We start from the raw sequence: 16,103 nt of genomic DNA on the forward strand, positions 1-16,103 counted from the left end.
GCCAGGTCCGCAAATACCAAGATCAAAAAATCTTCTTCTTCACAACAAACAAACAAAAGCCCCGGCCATAAACCGGGGCTTTTACGCGTCTCAAAACCACAAAAAGAAGTGGCGGGAAAGCCGAGAAGGGTGGGATCCGCAAGATCCGTCATTCCACAGCGGCCGCAATCTCTTAGGTGGAGCAGCGCTTGCAATACGCTCCACACCCTTCATGACCTCTCAAAAAGGAGCACGCCGAGGGAGATACGTGGCGTGAAAAGAGTAGGGGAGGACGAACGGTTGCCGCGGCGACGCAACGTGTTGGCGTTATCTTCTGCGACGTTTGCGGTAGCCCATGGCGGAACGGACTGCTAACGTTTCGTGATGGTCTGCTCCAAGAGCGTCTGCTCCGCGCACGGACTATCGACATATTCAACGGATGCGGTGAGGGGAGAATTAAGGCTGTGCCCCCTGGTCCTGGGACAAACACGTTGTATGCCGCTGGATAGAGGCTTGGATCGCGATGATCAAAAGCGTCAGCATACAGGGTGCATGGCATCCCTGTGCCGAGGCCATCTCGGGGGAGGCCAGGGGGACAGGCGGTTACTACCAGATTTCGCTTCATCGCTTCCATTCAAAGAGAGACCAATCCTCGCCATGTGCGAGGCGCTTTCAAAGGCGGGCAACGCGCAATGTTCGCATGGAACGGCTTCGCATTCACCGACATCATTGAACCGCGCCGGCTTTTCCGGAGGCTCCAACGCTTGAGAGAATGGAGCCATGACGAAAAGATCATCCCCTTATAGTCCTGAATTCCGCGAGCGCGCCGTTTGGATAGTTTTGGATCACCGTAGCGAGCACGGATCGCAGTGGGCGGCGATCCAGTCGGTTGGCTCGAAGATCGGTTGTTCGGGCGAGACGCTTCGCAACTGGGTGCGCCAATCCGGGCGTGGCGACGGCCTGCTTGCTGGGCCGACGAGCGAGGAGAAGGAGGAGCTGGCTAAGCTTCGCCGTGATGTCCGCGAATTGCGTCAGGCGAAGGAGATCCTGCGCAAGGCGTCGGCGTATTTTGCCGAGGCGGAGCTCAACCGCCGGTTCAAGCCATGAAGGCCTTCATCGAAGACCATCGCAGCGTCTACGGGGTCGAGCCGATCTGCAGGGTTCTACCGATCGCTCCGTCGACCTATCGCGAGCACGCCGCCAAGAAGGCCGATCCCGATTGTCGATCCGATCGTGAGAAGAAAGACGAGAAAGTCAGCGTGGAAATCCGTCTTGTCTTCGACGAGAACTTCGGCGTTTATAGCCTCCGGGAAAGCCGGCGCGGTTCACCATCTCCTCGCTTAACGGCGCTGTTGCAACCGTGCCGATCTGGCCTTCGCGTTACCCAGCTCGAACCACTCTCATTTTGCGAGCTTTGGCGACAACGTGGATGTGCCAGCCTCAGTCGCTTTCGACTGTCTTCAGCTGCTTGTCGAAGACGTTGAGCACGGTGGGCAGATCGTGGCCCCGCTTCATGACCATGCCGCCCGCGTTGACGACTTGGAAGGCGCCCTGTTTGCGCGCCAGCTTCGGTGTTTTCTCCACGCGGTAGATCGGCATCTCGCTGCTGCGCCGGAAAATCGAAAAGACGGCACGGTCTTTCAGCATGTCGATGGCGTAGTCTCGCCATTCGCCAGCGGCGACCATGCGGCCATAGACTTTTAGAATTTCCGAGAGTTCCTTCCGATCGAAGACTGTTTGGGCCTCCGAGCCTCTGTGCCCCGGAAAGGTGATGAGGTTGGATGCATCTGCGGCGCTCGATACGGTCATTCGGGTCGAGTGTCCCCCTTGTCGATTCACCTGTGTCGCGGCCCCATGGAAGAACCCGAGTTCCAGGGGCTCATGCCGAACCATGACAGCATGGTGACACGGAAATAGGTGTGCCGACAAATGTTTTCAAAGTGGTCTCGACTACGAGGCATGTCTCTTGGCGAGAATTGAAGGCGAAGCAGGTATCAGTTTCGGGCGCTCAGGTTAAGGCGTGTGGCGGCGAGAATCTGGCCCGGTTTACCAGTTTGCGACATCATCTGAATGAGAACTGCGCAGCCGTTTCTTCCATTGGCATTGGCAGTCAGCGTAGAGAGCGGCAGGCTGATTTTCATCGGCTCGCCCGACCATGCGCCCAGAATTTGCCAATCGCGAACGGGATTGGTGTCGACGATCGTCGTTCCGAGATTTTCGCCGCGCGTGATCTGGGTTTCTGAACGCTCGTCATAGGTCACGACGATCAGGACCGGAAGCGATCCGTCGTCGACCGGCTGCGCCATGCTGGCCTTGATCTTCAGATTGTCACCGACGACTCTGGCAGAAATGGATGCATCGCCGTCTCGATCAATTGGCGGTGTTGTCCGAAGAGCTTCGAGGATGGTTTGACTGTCGGCGCCGACGATCTGTTCGCTGCCGTCTATGATGATCTGAGGCGTGAAAAGGGTCGAGAGGTTGAAACTCTCCCCATAAGCCTCCTGCCTTGCCGTGTTTTCCGCGGAGCCGTAGGTGTCCTCCCAGCCGATATAATCCCAATAGTCGACATGATAGGCGAGTGCCAGCACATCGGGCCTGCCGGCAAGTTCGGCGAGCGCCGTCTCCGCTTTGAGACACGAGCTGCAGCCCTGGCTGGTGAAAAGTTCGACCACATGGGCAACGCTTACGCCCTCTTCGGACGGTGCCATCTCCTGGGCGTGGGGTGCGGTGGCCACGCTTATCGAAAGAACCAAGCCGAGAAGGACAACCGGTTTCAGGACAGCGCGGAGCGCCGTGAATGGCTCGCGGAACGAGGCCGATGAAAAACCGGAACTATGCAAAGCGATTGCCGAACCTTCTAGACTGGACCGCGATGATGGCATTCGGCCACCAGTGACCAGTTTTAAATAAGAAGCTGCACCGTGACAGGCCAGTCACTTGGGGGTGAGGAGGAAAACGATCGCGCGACATGAGCGTGATGAGGCACGTGGTCGGTGGTTACGCGGTCCCGGGAAGTATTGGATGAATGTACCGGTTCGTCCGCTGCCCGACGGCAAACGGCTCTGAGATCGGTTTGCAGGACATGAAAAAGGCCGCCGGACCCGTAAGTCCGGCGGCCTTTTATGCGTTTGGCGGAGTACGGCCTCAGGCTGCGAGCTGGCGCAGCACGTAATGAAGAATACCGCCGTTCTTGTAGTAGGAGAGCTCGTCGTCGGTATCGATACGCGTCTTGAGCTTGATCGTCTGCTTCGATCCGTCAGCGCTCTCGATGACGGCCTCCATTTCCTGGCGCGGCTTGATATCCGTCAGACCCTCGATGGTGACCTTTTCGTCGCCTTTCAGGCCAAGCTTTTCCCAGGATTGGCCTTCCTCGGCGAAGACGAACGGAACAACGCCCATCCCGACCAGATTCGAGCGGTGAATGCGCTCGAAGCTTTCGGCGATCACCGCCTTCACACCCAGAAGAATCGTGCCCTTGGCCGCCCAATCGCGCGACGAGCCCGTACCGTATTCCTTGCCGGCGAAGACCACGAGAGGCACGCCCTCGTCCTGATACTTCATCGCCGCGTCGTAGATGGGCATCTGCTCGCCGGACGGATGGTGGATCGTCACGCCGCCTTCGACACCCGGCACCATCTGGTTCTTGATGCGGATATTGGCGAATGTGCCACGCATCATGACCTCATGGTTGCCTCTGCGGGCGCCATAGGAGTTGAAGTCGATCGGCCGAACCTGGTGGCTGACGAGATATTCGCCTGCCGGGCCATCCTTCTTGATCGAGCCGGCCGGGGAGATGTGGTCGGTCGTGATCGAGTCGGCGAAGAGACCCAGAATGCGAGCGCCCTTGATGTCCTCGACGGCCTTCGGCTCCTGGCCCATCCCGTCGAAATAGGGCGGGTTCTGGACATAGGTCGAGGTGTCGTCCCAGTCATATGTGAGGCCACCGGAGACATCGATCTTCTGCCAGTGCTCGTCACCCTTGAAGACGTCGGCATAACGATCCTCGAACATGTCGCGGGTCACCGTCTCGCGGACGATCTCCGCCACCTCCTGGGTGGAGGGCCAGATGTCCTTCAGATAGACGTCGTTGCCGTCCTGGTCCTGGCCGAGCGGCTCCTTGGTGATGTCCTTGAACATCGAACCGGCGATCGCATAGGCGACGACGAGCGGCGGCGATGCGAGATAGTTTGCCCGTACGTCCGGGTTCACGCGACCTTCGAAGTTACGATTGCCCGAAAGCACCGAGCAGGCGACGAGATCGTTTTCGTTGATCGCTTCCGAGATCGGCTCCGGGAGGGGGCCCGAATTGCCGATGCAGGTCGTGCAGCCGTAGCCGACGAGGTTGAAGCCCATCTTGTCGAGATCGGTCTGCAGACCGGACTTTTTCAGATATTCCGTGACCACCTGCGAGCCCGGAGCCAGCGAGGTCTTCACCCACGGCTTCACCGTCAGGCCTTTTTCATAGGCCTTACGTGCGACGAGACCGGCCGCGACGAGCACGTTCGGATTCGACGTATTGGTGCACGAGGTGATCGCAGCAATCACCACGTCGCCATGGGAAAGACCATGGGCCGCGCCTTCAACATCGTAACGATACGCAATGTCGCCGGGGACTTCGTTCGGCAGGGTTGCGCCTTCGTCCATGAAACGGGAGTCGCCCGCAGATTGCGGGTTGTCGTCCTGTTTCCGTCCACCCTGGATTTCGTGCAGCGCCTTGTGGAAGGCATTTGCTGCCTCCGTCAGCGCGACACGGTCCTGCGGGCGCTTCGGGCCGGCAAGGGACGGCACGACCGTCGAGAGGTCGAGTTCGAGCGTATCGGTGAACACCGGATCCGGCGTTGCGTCCTCGCGGAACATGCCCTGGGCCTTGCCATAGGTCTCGACGAGAGCGATGCGGTCTTTCTCGCGGCCGGTCGCTTCGAGATAGGCGAGGGTGTCCTTGTCGATCGGGAAGAAGCCGCAGGTCGCGCCGTATTCGGGAGCCATGTTGGCGATCGTCGCCTGGTCCTCAAGGGTGAGGTTGGACAGGCCCGGTCCGAAGAACTCGACGAACTTGCCGACGACGCCTTTCTTGCGCAGCATCTCGGTGACCGTCAGCACCAGATCCGTCGCGGTCGTGCCTTCCGGCAGCTTGCCTTCAAGCCTGAAGCCGATGACTTCCGGGATCATCATGGAAATCGGCTGGCCGAGCATCGCAGCTTCGGCCTCGATGCCGCCGACACCCCAGCCGAGAACCGACAGGCCGTTGATCATCGTGGTGTGGGAATCGGTGCCGACCAGCGTGTCCGGATAGGCAACGGTTTCGCCATCGATCTCACGGGTCCAGACGGTCTGGCCGAGATATTCCAGATTGACCTGATGGCAGATGCCGGTGCCGGGCGGTACGACACGGAAGTTCTGGAAGGCTTCCGAACCCCAGCGCAGGAACTGGTAGCGTTCCTTGTTGCGTCCGTATTCCGCATCGACGTTTTTCTCGAACGCATCCGGCGAGCCGAAATAGTCCACCATCACCGAGTGATCGATGACGAGATCGACCGGAACCAGCGGGTTCACCTTCTTAGGGTCGGCGCCGAGCTGCTTGGTGGCGTCGCGCATCGCCGCGAGATCGACCACGGCCGGAACGCCGGTGAAGTCCTGCATGAGGACGCGTGCAGGACGATATGCGATTTCGTATCCCGACTTGCCCTTGTCATCCAGCCATTTCGACACGGCCTGGATGTCTTCCTTGGTGACCGTACGCCCGTCTTCGTTGCGCAGGAGGTTTTCGAGGAGAACCTTCATGGAAAAAGGTAGGCGGGAAATGCCGTCGAGACCGTTCTTTTCGGCCTCCTTCAGGTCGAAATAGACGTAGGGTTTGCCGCCGACATCGAGTGTCTTACGGCTTTTGAAGCTGTCTGGATGATTGGACATGGAGCGTTTCGTTCCTTTTCGAACCGAGACGACGGCCGAAGGGCGAACAACCTCAGCGCGGCGGAAAACGCGCGTCGAAGATGCGGGTGCGACCATTTCCGCTTTGTCCGCCCCGGGCACCCTCGGGAGATCAAGGTGCCTCAGTATCGGCTCTGATGAGGATTCATGCCGGCCGCTGGCATGGCTTGCACGATGCATCTAGCGCTGTTTGGAACAGCTATAAAGGGCGTATGCTGTTGTTGATGAAAATTTACGCTTGTTCGCAACGCGGCGCCGAAAGATGCCGGGAAAGGGGACGCCCCGTGACGTCGAGGCGAGAGCATGGTTTGAAGATTGCGCGGGACAGCTTACTCGTAGCGCAACTTCTTTCGTCTTTTGGTTGCCAGTTTGCACTTGAAGGGATTTAAAGGTTCTGCCAACACGAATGTGCAACTCAAGGGCGCGCGATGCCGGTGAACAAGAAGAAGCCTAACCCAATCGACACCCACGTCGGCTCTCGCGTTCGGCTTCGCCGCACCATGCTCAGCCTCAGTCAGGAGAAGCTCGGCGAGGCACTCGGAATTACCTTCCAGCAGGTCCAGAAATATGAAAAGGGCACGAACCGGATCGGTGCGAGCCGGTTGCAGCGTATTTCCGAGGTTCTGAAGGTTCCGGTCTCGTTTTTCTTCGAGGATGCGCCCGCGAGCAGCGAGCCTGTGACAGGAATGAGCGAGCCGCAGAGTGGCGACTACGTCGTCGATTTTCTGTCGACGTCCGAAGGGCTGCAGCTCAACAAGGCCTTTATCAAGATTGAAAATCCGAAAGTGAGGCGGCGCATCGTCGATCTCGTCCGTTGCCTTGCCGACGAGGAGAGCGGCGACTGAAATTTCAGCGCCAATGTGAAAGAGAATGCGGACTCCCTATAACGCTCAAGTCAAGTTCGAAATCATCTCATTAGAAGTTAGAAGACGCAAAATTCATTGGCTTCCCCAGATGCCCCGATGAGATCGTGCGTGATGATTCTGCCCCTATAGTTTTCCGCACCTCCCGACTCCTATCTTGACCTTCAGACTGCAATCGCTTCAAAGGCGTTGCAGAACGGTCGAAATCTGCTGCCGCTTGCCAGATCGCGAATGCGGCCGGTGTTGATTTTCAAAGACAGGAGTCGATTTGAATGGCGCATGCCAATTACATCTTTACGAGCGAAAGCGTTTCGGAAGGCCATCCGGACAAGGTCTGCGACCGCATTTCCGATGAGATCGTTGATCTCATCTATCGCGAGGCGCGCAAGACGGATTCCGATCCGTGGTCCGTTCGCATTGCTTGTGAGACTCTTGCGACGACGAACCGCGTCGTGATCGCCGGGGAGGTTCGTCTTCCCGACAGCCTGATGAAGGAAAACAAGGCCGGCGAGAAGGTGGTCAATGCTGGCCGCATCCGTTCGGCCGCGCGGCGCGCGATCCGTGACATCGGCTACGAGCAGGACGGTTTTCACTGGAAGACAGCGAAGATCGACGTGCTGCTCCATTCGCAGTCCGCAGATATCGCCCAGGGTGTCGATAAGTCCCACGAAACCCGCGACTCGGACGACGGGGGCGACCTGGCCGAAGGAGCCGGCGATCAGGGCATCATGTTCGGGTATGCATGTCGTGAGACGCCGGATATGATGCCGGCGCCGATCTACTATTCGCACAAGATTCTGGAGTTGCTTTCGGCTGCCCGGAAGAAGGGCGAGGGAGACGTCGCCAGGCTCGGCCCTGACGCCAAGAGCCAGGTCTCCATCCGCTATGAGAACGACGAGCCGGTAGAGGTTACGTCGATCGTCCTCTCGACCCAGCATATCGATCCGAGCTGGGACTCCGCCAAGGTCCGCGACGTTTGCGAGCCCTATATCCGGGAGGCGATGGGCGAGCTTCCGATCGCCGAAAACTGCATCTGGTACATCAATCCGACCGGCAAATTCGTGATCGGTGGCCCGGACGGCGACGCCGGGCTCACGGGCCGCAAGATCATCGTCGATACCTATGGCGGTGCAGCCCCTCATGGCGGCGGTGCCTTCTCGGGCAAGGATACCACCAAGGTCGACCGTTCGGCCGCCTACATGGCGCGCTACCTTGCCAAGAATGTTGTCGCGGCCAAGCTTGCCGACAAATGCACGATCCAGCTCGCCTATGCGATCGGTGTCGCCCAGCCGGTCTCGGTCTACGTCAACATGCACGGAACCGGCCATGACGTGACCGAGGCGCAGGTTCAGGATGCGATCCGGGCAACCGTCGACCTGTCGCCGACGGGTATTCGCAGGCATCTCGACCTCAACAAGCCGATCTACGCAAAGACGGCGGCTTATGGCCACTTTGGCCGCAAGCCCGGTCGTGACGGATCCTTCTCCTGGGAGAAGACCGATCTCACTGCGAAGCTGAAGGCTGCGATCCTGCAGTAAAAATCGCTTGGATCTCTTGCCGCAGACCATGCGGATGACAAACAGGCGGGGTCGTGCCGAACGCACGGCTCCGTTTTGCGTTTTGATTTTTCTCCAGCACCGGCGCTATGCCGAAGCCGATTCTGCTCATGACTGCTGACGCTTCCAACGACCATCCCACGCGCCATAGAGAGGCGTTTTTCGGACGCCTTAAGGGTCCGAAGCTGCGCGACCGCCAGCGCATGCTGATCGAGGACGCGCTTCCGACGCGCCGCGTCGACCTGTCGATGCCGGCCCCCGAAACGCTTGGCGATCTCTTTGAAAAGGCGGTCGAGGGCGTCCGGCTGGAAATCGGTTTTGGCGGTGGGGAACATCTTTTTCACGAGACCGGTCGGTTTCCACAGACCGGCTTCATCGGGGTCGAGCCCTTCGTCAACGGCATGGCCAAGCTGCTGGGCCGTCTCGACGAAAGCCCGCGCGATAATCTTCGCCTGTTTGACGACGATGCGGCGCTGCTTCTCGACTGGCTGCCGGAGCGCTCGCTTGCCGGGATCGATCTGTTCTACCCGGACCCGTGGCCGAAGAAGCGCCACTTCAAGCGCCGCTTCGTGAACGGGAAGAATCTCGATCGCTTCGCCCGCGTCCTGAAGCCCGGCGGTCTTTTCCGTTTTGCTTCGGATATCGACACCTATGTGAACTGGACTCTTCTTCACTGCCGCGATCACCCTGCCTTCCGATGGCAGGCGGAGGGGCCGGCGGACTGGCGTACTCCCTATGATGGCTGGCCCGGAACCCGCTACGAAGCGAAGGCCAAGCGGGAGGGGCGAACGCCAGCATACCTCACCTTCGTGCGCGCTTGGTAACGCGACTTTCAGATGAGCGGAGCGAGTCGATCCGCCGTTTCCGGCATCCGCTTCAAGCTCCTGTCGATACGTTCTTGCCACCTGCGGCCGCGTCCGCGTGCATCGACAGAGACTTCGACAGATGTGACGCGATAACCGGAAAGGCAGAGGCTTAAGCAATCGGCTTGTCTTTTGCGGCGTCAAGCATGTTGGCTTGATCCGGTCGCTTTCGCGGGGCAATCAGGGAAGCCAGTATCGAGGTCGCTCTCTATGTTCATATGAGCTTGCCTGTCAGTGTCGAAAGTACTCCCGCACGCGTCGCCCGAACGATGGTTTTTTGTCATCCTGGTGGATGGAACCCTGGGCCTTGTCCAGCGCACTCTCCATCGGACTTGAACCTTTCGGGGATTCAGCGTATATCGCTGTCATATTCTCTACGGTCGTTTCGTGAGAGTGGGTCCACCCGGTCCCGCTCTTTTTTGTTTTAGGGACCTGCCGAAAGCCTTTTCGAGACGGACGAACGTTAGACAGTGATCAAGAGCCCCGTTCGTTTGGCGGGGTAGATATCAGCCACCGGAGCACCATTGAGCGAACAAGTGACCGAACAGGAAAAACGCATCGTGACCGAGGACGGTCTGGAGGCGAAGATCGCCGCAATCGTCGAGCCGGCGATCGTCGAGACGGGCTACCGCCTGGTTCGCGTGCGGGTTTCGGGCATGAACGGCAAGACCGTGCAGATCATGGCCGAGCGGCCGGACGGAACGATGGATGTCGAGGGCTGCGAAGAGGTCAGCCGCGCCATCTCCCCGGTTCTTGAAGCCGACGATCCGATCGATGGCGCCTATCATCTGGAATTGTCCTCGCCCGGCATCGACCGGCCGCTGGTTCGCGTGTCCGATTTCGAGACCTGGGCCGGTTTTCTGATGAAGCTCGAGACATCGCGACTTGTGGCCGATCGCAAACGGTATCGCGGACGGATCCTGAAGGTCGAGAATGGCGCGATCACCATCGAGCGTGATCAGCCAGCCTACGGCGAGCCGGCCTCCGTGGACATTCCGCTCGATGCGATCGCCGACGCGCGGCTCGTTCTGACCGACGACCTCATCGAGGCGTCGCTGAAGGCCGACAAGGCTCGGCGCAAGGGGCGCGGCGCCACCGAGGAAAGCGACAACGACAACGACGAGGACGCGGCGAGCCGCCCGCACTGATTCATCCGTCGTAGCGCGGAGGTTTTCCGACGTTGCGATGCAAGAGCCGGCAAGGCAGCCGGCATGACGAACACTATTCGAGGTTGCGCCCGCGCTGTGACGCCGGCCCGATCCTGAACGGAGGACTGAAAACATGGCAGTGAGTGCGAACAGGCTGGAGCTTCTGCAGATCGCGGATGCCGTTGCCCGTGAAAAGACGATCGATCGCGAGATCGTCATCGAGGCGATGGCCGACGCGATCCAGAAAGCCGCGCGCAGCCGCTATGGTCAGGAAACCAACATTCGCTGCGACATCAACACCCGGACCGGCGAGATGAAGCTGCAGCGTCTTCTCGAAGTCGTCGAGGAGGTGGAAGATCCGGCAACGCAGATCTACCTGGAACTCGCCCGCGACAAGAATCCGGACGCAGAGCCCGGCGATTTCATCGCCGAGCAGCTCCCGCCGATGGATTTTGGCCGTATCGCGGCCCAGTCGGCCAAGCAGGTCATCGTGCAGAAGGTGCGCGAGGCCGAGCGCGACATGCAGTATGACGAGTACAAGGACCGGGTCGGCGAGATCATCAACGGTCAGGTCAAGCGCGTCGAATACGGCAATGTCATCATCGACCTTGGCAAGGGCGAGGCGATCATCCGCCGCGACGAGCAGATCCCACGCGAGCTCTATCGTCCGGGCGACCGGGTTCGCGCCTATGTCTACGACGTGCGCCGCGAGCCGCGTGGCCCGCAGATCTTCCTTTCGCGCACCCATCCGCAGTTCATGGCGAAGCTCTTCACCATGGAAGTGCCGGAGATCTACGACGGCATCATCACGCTGAAGTCGGTCGCACGCGATCCGGGCTCACGTGCCAAGATCGCCGTGGTGTCGTCCGATTCGTCCGTCGATCCCGTCGGCGCCTGCGTCGGTATGCGCGGTTCGCGCGTTCAGGCGGTCGTCGGCGAGCTTCAGGGCGAGAAGATCGACATCATTCCCTGGTCGCCGGATGCCGCTTCGTTCATCGTCAACGCCCTTCAGCCAGCCGAGGTCGCGAAGGTCGTTCTGGACGAGGATGCCGAGCGAATCGAAGTCGTCGTGCCGGACGATCAGCTGTCGCTTGCCATCGGCCGCAGAGGCCAGAATGTGCGCCTTGCTTCGCAGCTGACCGGCTGGGACATCGACATCCTGACTGAAGAGGAAGAGTCGGAGCGTCGCCAGAAGGAATTCAACGAGCGGTCCGAGATCTTCATGGAAGCGCTCGACGTCGACGAGATGGTCGGCCAACTTCTTGCCTCCGAAGGCTTTGCGACCATCGAAGAGGTTGCTTATGTTGATGCGGAGGAAGTCTCCTCGATCGAAGGCTTCGACGAGGACACGGCCGAAGAGCTTCAGAGCCGGGCGCGGGAATATCTCGAGCGCCGGGAAGCCGAGTTCGATGCCAAGCGCACGGCACTCGGCGTTGCCGACGAACTGAAGGAAATTCCGGGTCTGACCACCGAGATGCTCGTCGCACTCGGCGAGGACGGCACCAAGACTATCGAAGATTTCGCGGGTTACGCGGTCGACGATCTCTGCGGCTGGACGGAGCGCTCCAAGGGTGAGACCAAGCGGTTCGAAGGCACGCTGAGCAAATTCGAGGTCAGCCGCGCCGATGCCGAGCAGATGGTTCTCAACGCCCGCCTGAAGGCTGGTTGGATCACCGAGGACGATCTCGCCGGCGAAGAAGAGGCTGAAGAAGAAGCCGAAGCCGAAACGGCGTGATATCGGGTTTGAGCAATGCAGCGCCTGCCGATCGGCGGGGGCTGTTTTCTCCGGCACGCGCACCAGACGCATGACGTGGTATGGGAAACGATGATTGCGGTCGGCAGTGATCCGGTGGACGAGGACGAGATGGTTCTGAACGACCGGACCTGCATCGTCAGCCGGCAAGCGATGGATGCGGATCGTCTCATTCGATTCGTTCTATCGCCCGACGGTCAGGTGGTTCCCGACCTGAAGCGGCGCCTTCCGGGGCGCGGTGCGCATGTCAGATGCGATCGCGCCTCGGTCGACGAGGCGATGCGTCGCAAGCTGTTTGCCCGGGCCTTTCGCGCTGAGGTGAAAGGCCCTGCCGATCTCGGCAGGCAACTGGACGGGCTGCTTGCAAAATCGGTGCTGGGCTCGCTTGGTCTTGCCAGGAAGGCCCGGCAGCTCGTCACGGGCTCGGCGAAGGTCGAGGCCGCCGCGCGGTCCGGAGACGCGCTGTTCATCCTGCACGCGCAGGAAGCGAGTGACGATGGAATACGAAGAGTGGCCGCGGCCCGCTATGCCGGGGCCGATGGTTCGATGGAAAATGCCGCGCCGGTGGCGGCACCCTTCTCGGGATCTGATTTGGATTTGGCGCTCGGGGGTGGAAATGTGATACATGCGGCGATCCTATCCGGAGATGCGGGTTCGGCCGCTGCAAGACGCCTTATGGCGCTCTTGGAATACCGGGGTGAAAGCCCCGCGGCCGCTTCAGCGGATGCGGAGCGACAAGCGCATGGCGAGGTCCAGCGATGAATTGAGTTGAATTCGGGAACGCACCCTCGAGAGGCGGCGTTTCCAACACGGAACGGGCGCGGGACGAAATCTGCGTCGAGAAACGGAATTATAAATGAGCGATACCAAGTCCGGCGACGACAAGACGCTGAGCGTGAACCAGAAGAAGACACTGTCCTTGAAGCGTGGCGGCAACGAGCAGTCCACGGTCAGGCAGAATTTTTCCCATGGACGCACGAAGAACGTCGTAGTCGAGACGAAGAAGCGACGGATCACCAAGCCTGGCGATCAGACGGCTTCTTCCTCTGTTGCGGAAGGCCTGAAACCGCGTGCGCCGAAGCCGGCGGCACCGGAACCTGCGAAACCTGCCGAGGCCAAGGCGCCGGCGGTCGATACCCGTACGGTCGCACCGCCCCCGCCGCGCCCGCAGGCGCCGAGTGGCAAGCCGCGCAATATCGAATTCTCCAAACCGCAGCCGGCAAAGCCTGAGCCTGTCGAGGCTGAAAAGCCGGTCGATGAGGCAGCCGTGGCGGAAACGCCTGCCGTCGAGACTCCTGTAGCCGAGGCGCCTGCCCAGCCGGCGCCGGCCGAAGAGGCGCCGAAGGTCGAGGCTAAGGCACCCGAGCCCGAAGCTCAGGCTGAGGCTGTCGCCGAGCCCACTCCGACAGCTGAAGCTGCTACAGCGCCGTCCGCTCCGGCCAAAGCCGAGCCCGCCAAGCCCACGGCGACAGCTGCGCCGACACCGGCTCCGAAGGCTGCGTCAACGACGCCGGCACGACCTCAGTCTGGAAGTGCGCGGCCCCAGTCCGGCGGCGCATCAGCTCCGCAGGGTCGTGGTGGACAGGGTGCGGGTCGTGGTCGCGATGATCGCCGCCCCGGTGGCGGTCGTCCGGATCGCCGCGATTCGCAAGGATCCGGCAACGGTCAGCAGCGCCAGCCGCGTGGTGCCGTTCTTTCGGACCTGTCGTCCCGTGAAATGGACGCGCGCCGTCGTGCGCTTGAACTCGCCAAGCAGCGCGAGGTTGAGGCCCGGCGCGTCTTCCAGGAAGACGAAGCCCGTCGCAAGCTGGAGGACGAACGTCGCCAGCGCGAGCGTGCCGAAGCCGAACAGCGTGCGGCTGAAGAAGCCCAGCGCCGTGAGCGCGAGGCCGAGGAACGCCGCAAGGCCGAAGAGGACGCCAAGAAGAAGCCGGCTGCTCCCGCTGCAAAAGCACGCAGCACGACCAAGCAGCCCGATCCCATGTCTCCGGCCGATGCCGAAGCAGCTCTTGCCCGCGAAGAACGCAGCGGCAAGCGCGGCAAGGTTTCCGAGGAAGAAGAGCGCCGTCGCAAGGGCGGTGCCGAGGCGCCGCGCGGCTCGAAAACTCCTGGCGACCGCCGTCGTGGCAAGCTGACGCTCGATCGTGCCTTGTCCGGGGATGATGGTGGGCGCAGCCGCTCGCTGTCGTCGATTCGTCGCCGTCAGGAGAAATTCAAGCGGTCGCAGCAGAATACACCGAGAGAGAAGATTTCGCGCGAAGTGATTATTCCCGAAACGATTACGATTCAGGAACTCGCGAACCGCATGTCCGAGCGGTCGGTGGACGTCATCAAGTACCTCATGAAAGAGGGACAGATGATGAAGCCGGGCGACATCATCGACCAGGATCTGGCCGAGCTGATCGCCTCCGAATTCGGCCACACGATCAAGCGCGTCGCCGAGTCGGATGTCGAGGAAGGCATCTTCAATGTCGAGGACAGCGAAGAGAACCTGCAGTCGCGTCCGCCGGTCGTCACGATCATGGGCCATGTCGATCACGGCAAGACCAGCCTGCTCGACGCGATCCGCAAGACCAAGGTGGCTTCGGGCGAATCCGGTGGCATCACCCAGCATATCGGCGCCTATCAGGTGGAGCAGAACGGGCAGAAGGTCTCGTTCATCGATACGCCGGGCCACGCCGCATTCACCTCGATGCGTGCCCGCGGTGCGCAGGCGACGGACATCGCTGTCCTCGTCGTTGCTGCGGACGACAGCGTGATGCCGCAGACCATCGAGTCCATCAATCACGCGAAGGCGGCCGGTGTGCCGATCATCGTGGCGATCAACAAGATGGACAAGCCGGACGCCGATGCCGCGAAGGTCCGCAACGGACTTCTGCAGCACGAGGTGTTCGTCGAGAGCATGGGCGGCGAGGTGCTCGATGTGGAGGTGTCCGCGAAGAACGGCACCAATCTCGACAAGCTCCTCGAAGCGATCCTTCTCCAGGCCGAAATCCTCGACCTGAAGGCGGATCCGGATCGCACCGCGGAAGGCGTCGTCATCGAAGCGCAGCTCGACAAGGGCCGCGGTCCAGTTGCGACCGTTCTGATCCAGACCGGTACGCTTCGCCGTGGCGACATCGTCGTTGCCGGCGATGAATGGGGCCGTGTTCGTGCCCTCGTCAACGACCGCGGAGAGCAGCTGAAAGAGGCGCCGCCTTCCATGCCGATCGAAGTTCTCGGCATGCAGGGCACGCCGATGGCCGGTGACCGTTTCGCGGTCGTGGAATCGGAAGCCAAGGCACGCGAGATCTCCGATTATCGCCAGCGTCTGACGCGCGAGAAGCAGGTTGCCAAGTCGGCAGGCCAGCGTGGCTCGATCGAGCAGATGATGAGTCAGCTTAGCGATACGGGACTGAAGACGTTCCCGCTCCTCATCAAGGGCGACGTCCAGGGTTCGATCGAGGCGATCGATGGCGCATTGGAGAAGCTCGGTACGGACGAAGTGCAGGCCCGCATCATCCATTCGGGTGCCGGCGCCATCACCGAGTCCGATATCTCGCTCGCTAAGGCCTCGAACGCATCGATCATTGGCTTCAACGTTCGTGCCAACAAGCAGGCGCGTGACGCGGCGGCTCAGGAAGGCATCGAGATCCGTTATTACAACGTGATCTACGATCTGGTGGACGACGTGAGGGACGCAATGTCCGGGCTTCTGGCGCCGGAACGACGCGAGACTTTCATCGGCTACGCCGAGATCAAGGAAGTCTTCCAGATCACCAAGGTCGGCAAGGTCGCGGGTTGTCTCGTCACCGAGGGCGAAGTCGAACGTGGGGCGGGTGTCCGCCTCCTGCGCGACAACGTCGTCATCCACGAGGGCACGCTCAAGACGCTCAAGCGCTACAAGGACGAAGTCTCGAAGGTCCAGAGTGGTCAGGAATGCGGTATGGCATTCCAGAATTACGAGGACATTCGTCAGGGCGACGTCATCGAGTGCTTCCGCGTCGAGCACGTGGCACGTACGCTGTAAGACC

The 16,103-nt window shown here is 60.7% G+C and carries 10 protein-coding genes, 2 pseudogenes and 1 other annotated feature; of the genes and pseudogenes, 9 read left to right on the forward strand and 3 right to left on the reverse strand.

Annotated features, from left to right (window positions below; all coding sequences use genetic code 11):
* Nucleotides 1–759: 759 nt before the first annotated feature.
* A pseudogene (locus ABDX79_RS07110) lies at nt 760–1,292 on the forward strand (transposase); the annotation flags it as partial.
* Nucleotides 1,041–1,157: a sequence feature (AL1L pseudoknot), on the forward strand. (Overlaps the previous pseudogene by 117 nt.)
* Before the next feature lie 127 nt (nt 1,293–1,419).
* Here ABDX79_RS07110 and ABDX79_RS07115 read toward each other — a convergent pair.
* The 3 genes from ABDX79_RS07115 to acnA form a co-directional block, all read right to left on the reverse strand.
* Entirely contained in the window at nt 1,420–1,788 is a 369-nt protein-coding gene (locus ABDX79_RS07115; RefSeq protein WP_346219587.1) for a DUF2794 domain-containing protein, read from the reverse strand.
* 185 nt (nt 1,789–1,973) lie between these two features.
* Nucleotides 1,974–2,714, reverse strand: a complete 741-nt coding sequence (locus ABDX79_RS07120) for a DUF1223 domain-containing protein (protein ID WP_346219588.1) — start codon at nt 2,712–2,714, stop codon at nt 1,974–1,976.
* 409 nt (nt 2,715–3,123) lie between these two features.
* A complete protein-coding gene (gene acnA, locus ABDX79_RS07125; protein WP_346219589.1) occupies nt 3,124–5,889 on the reverse strand; it encodes an aconitate hydratase AcnA in 2,766 nt (921 codons plus the stop codon).
* A 446-nt stretch (nt 5,890–6,335) separates the two neighbouring features.
* On the opposite strand from acnA, the gene ABDX79_RS07130 reads away from it, so the two are divergent.
* The 8 genes and pseudogenes from ABDX79_RS07130 to infB all read left to right on the forward strand — a co-directional run bounded on the left by ABDX79_RS07130 (nt 6,336) and on the right by infB (nt 16,099).
* On the forward strand, nt 6,336–6,752 hold the full coding sequence (locus ABDX79_RS07130) for a helix-turn-helix domain-containing protein (RefSeq protein ID WP_346219590.1): 417 nt from the start codon (nt 6,336–6,338) through the stop codon (nt 6,750–6,752).
* A 290-nt stretch (nt 6,753–7,042) separates the two neighbouring features.
* On the forward strand, nt 7,043–8,308 hold the full coding sequence (gene metK / locus ABDX79_RS07135; protein ID WP_346219591.1) for a methionine adenosyltransferase: 1,266 nt from the start codon (nt 7,043–7,045) through the stop codon (nt 8,306–8,308).
* 128 nt (nt 8,309–8,436) lie between these two features.
* Nucleotides 8,437–9,150, forward strand: coding sequence for a tRNA (guanine(46)-N(7))-methyltransferase TrmB (gene trmB / locus ABDX79_RS07140; protein ID WP_346219592.1), 714 nt, complete (start codon nt 8,437–8,439; stop codon nt 9,148–9,150).
* A gap of 563 nt (nt 9,151–9,713) precedes the next feature.
* A complete protein-coding gene (gene rimP / locus ABDX79_RS07145) occupies nt 9,714–10,337 on the forward strand; it encodes a ribosome maturation factor RimP (RefSeq protein ID WP_346219593.1) in 624 nt (207 codons plus the stop codon).
* A 133-nt stretch (nt 10,338–10,470) separates the two neighbouring features.
* Complete coding sequence (gene nusA, locus ABDX79_RS07150) at nt 10,471–12,072, forward strand: transcription termination factor NusA (protein ID WP_346219594.1); 1,602 nt, start codon at nt 10,471–10,473, stop codon at nt 12,070–12,072.
* 90 nt (nt 12,073–12,162) lie between these two features.
* Complete coding sequence (locus ABDX79_RS07155; RefSeq protein ID WP_346219595.1) at nt 12,163–12,852, forward strand: RNA-binding protein; 690 nt, start codon at nt 12,163–12,165, stop codon at nt 12,850–12,852.
* A 94-nt stretch (nt 12,853–12,946) separates the two neighbouring features.
* A pseudogene (locus ABDX79_RS07160) lies at nt 12,947–13,057 on the forward strand (hypothetical protein); the annotation flags it as partial.
* Nucleotides 13,058–13,357: 300 nt separating this feature from the next.
* Complete coding sequence (gene infB, locus ABDX79_RS07165; protein WP_346219852.1) at nt 13,358–16,099, forward strand: translation initiation factor IF-2; 2,742 nt, start codon at nt 13,358–13,360, stop codon at nt 16,097–16,099.
* Nucleotides 16,100–16,103 lie beyond the last annotated feature (4 nt).

It is taken from the genome of Fulvimarina fulva (assembly GCF_039652615.1).
Classification (GTDB): Bacteria; Pseudomonadota; Alphaproteobacteria; order Rhizobiales; family Rhizobiaceae; genus Fulvimarina.

Excerpts from the sequence above, each read along its gene's own strand:
- metK (WP_346219591.1), top strand. The coding sequence starts at position 7,043 with ATGGCGCATGCCAATTACATCTTTACGAGCGAAAGCGTTTCGGAAGGC.
- trmB (WP_346219592.1), top strand. The coding sequence starts at position 8,437 with ATGACTGCTGACGCTTCCAACGACCATCCCACGCGCCATAGAGAGGCG.
- nusA (WP_346219594.1), top strand. The coding sequence starts at position 10,471 with ATGGCAGTGAGTGCGAACAGGCTGGAGCTTCTGCAGATCGCGGATGCC.
- ABDX79_RS07130 (WP_346219590.1), top strand. The coding sequence starts at position 6,336 with ATGCCGGTGAACAAGAAGAAGCCTAACCCAATCGACACCCACGTCGGC.
- ABDX79_RS07155 (WP_346219595.1), top strand. The coding sequence starts at position 12,163 with ATGATTGCGGTCGGCAGTGATCCGGTGGACGAGGACGAGATGGTTCTG.
- ABDX79_RS07115 (WP_346219587.1), bottom strand. The coding sequence starts at position 1,788 with ATGACCGTATCGAGCGCCGCAGATGCATCCAACCTCATCACCTTTCCG.
- acnA (WP_346219589.1), bottom strand. The coding sequence starts at position 5,889 with ATGTCCAATCATCCAGACAGCTTCAAAAGCCGTAAGACACTCGATGTC.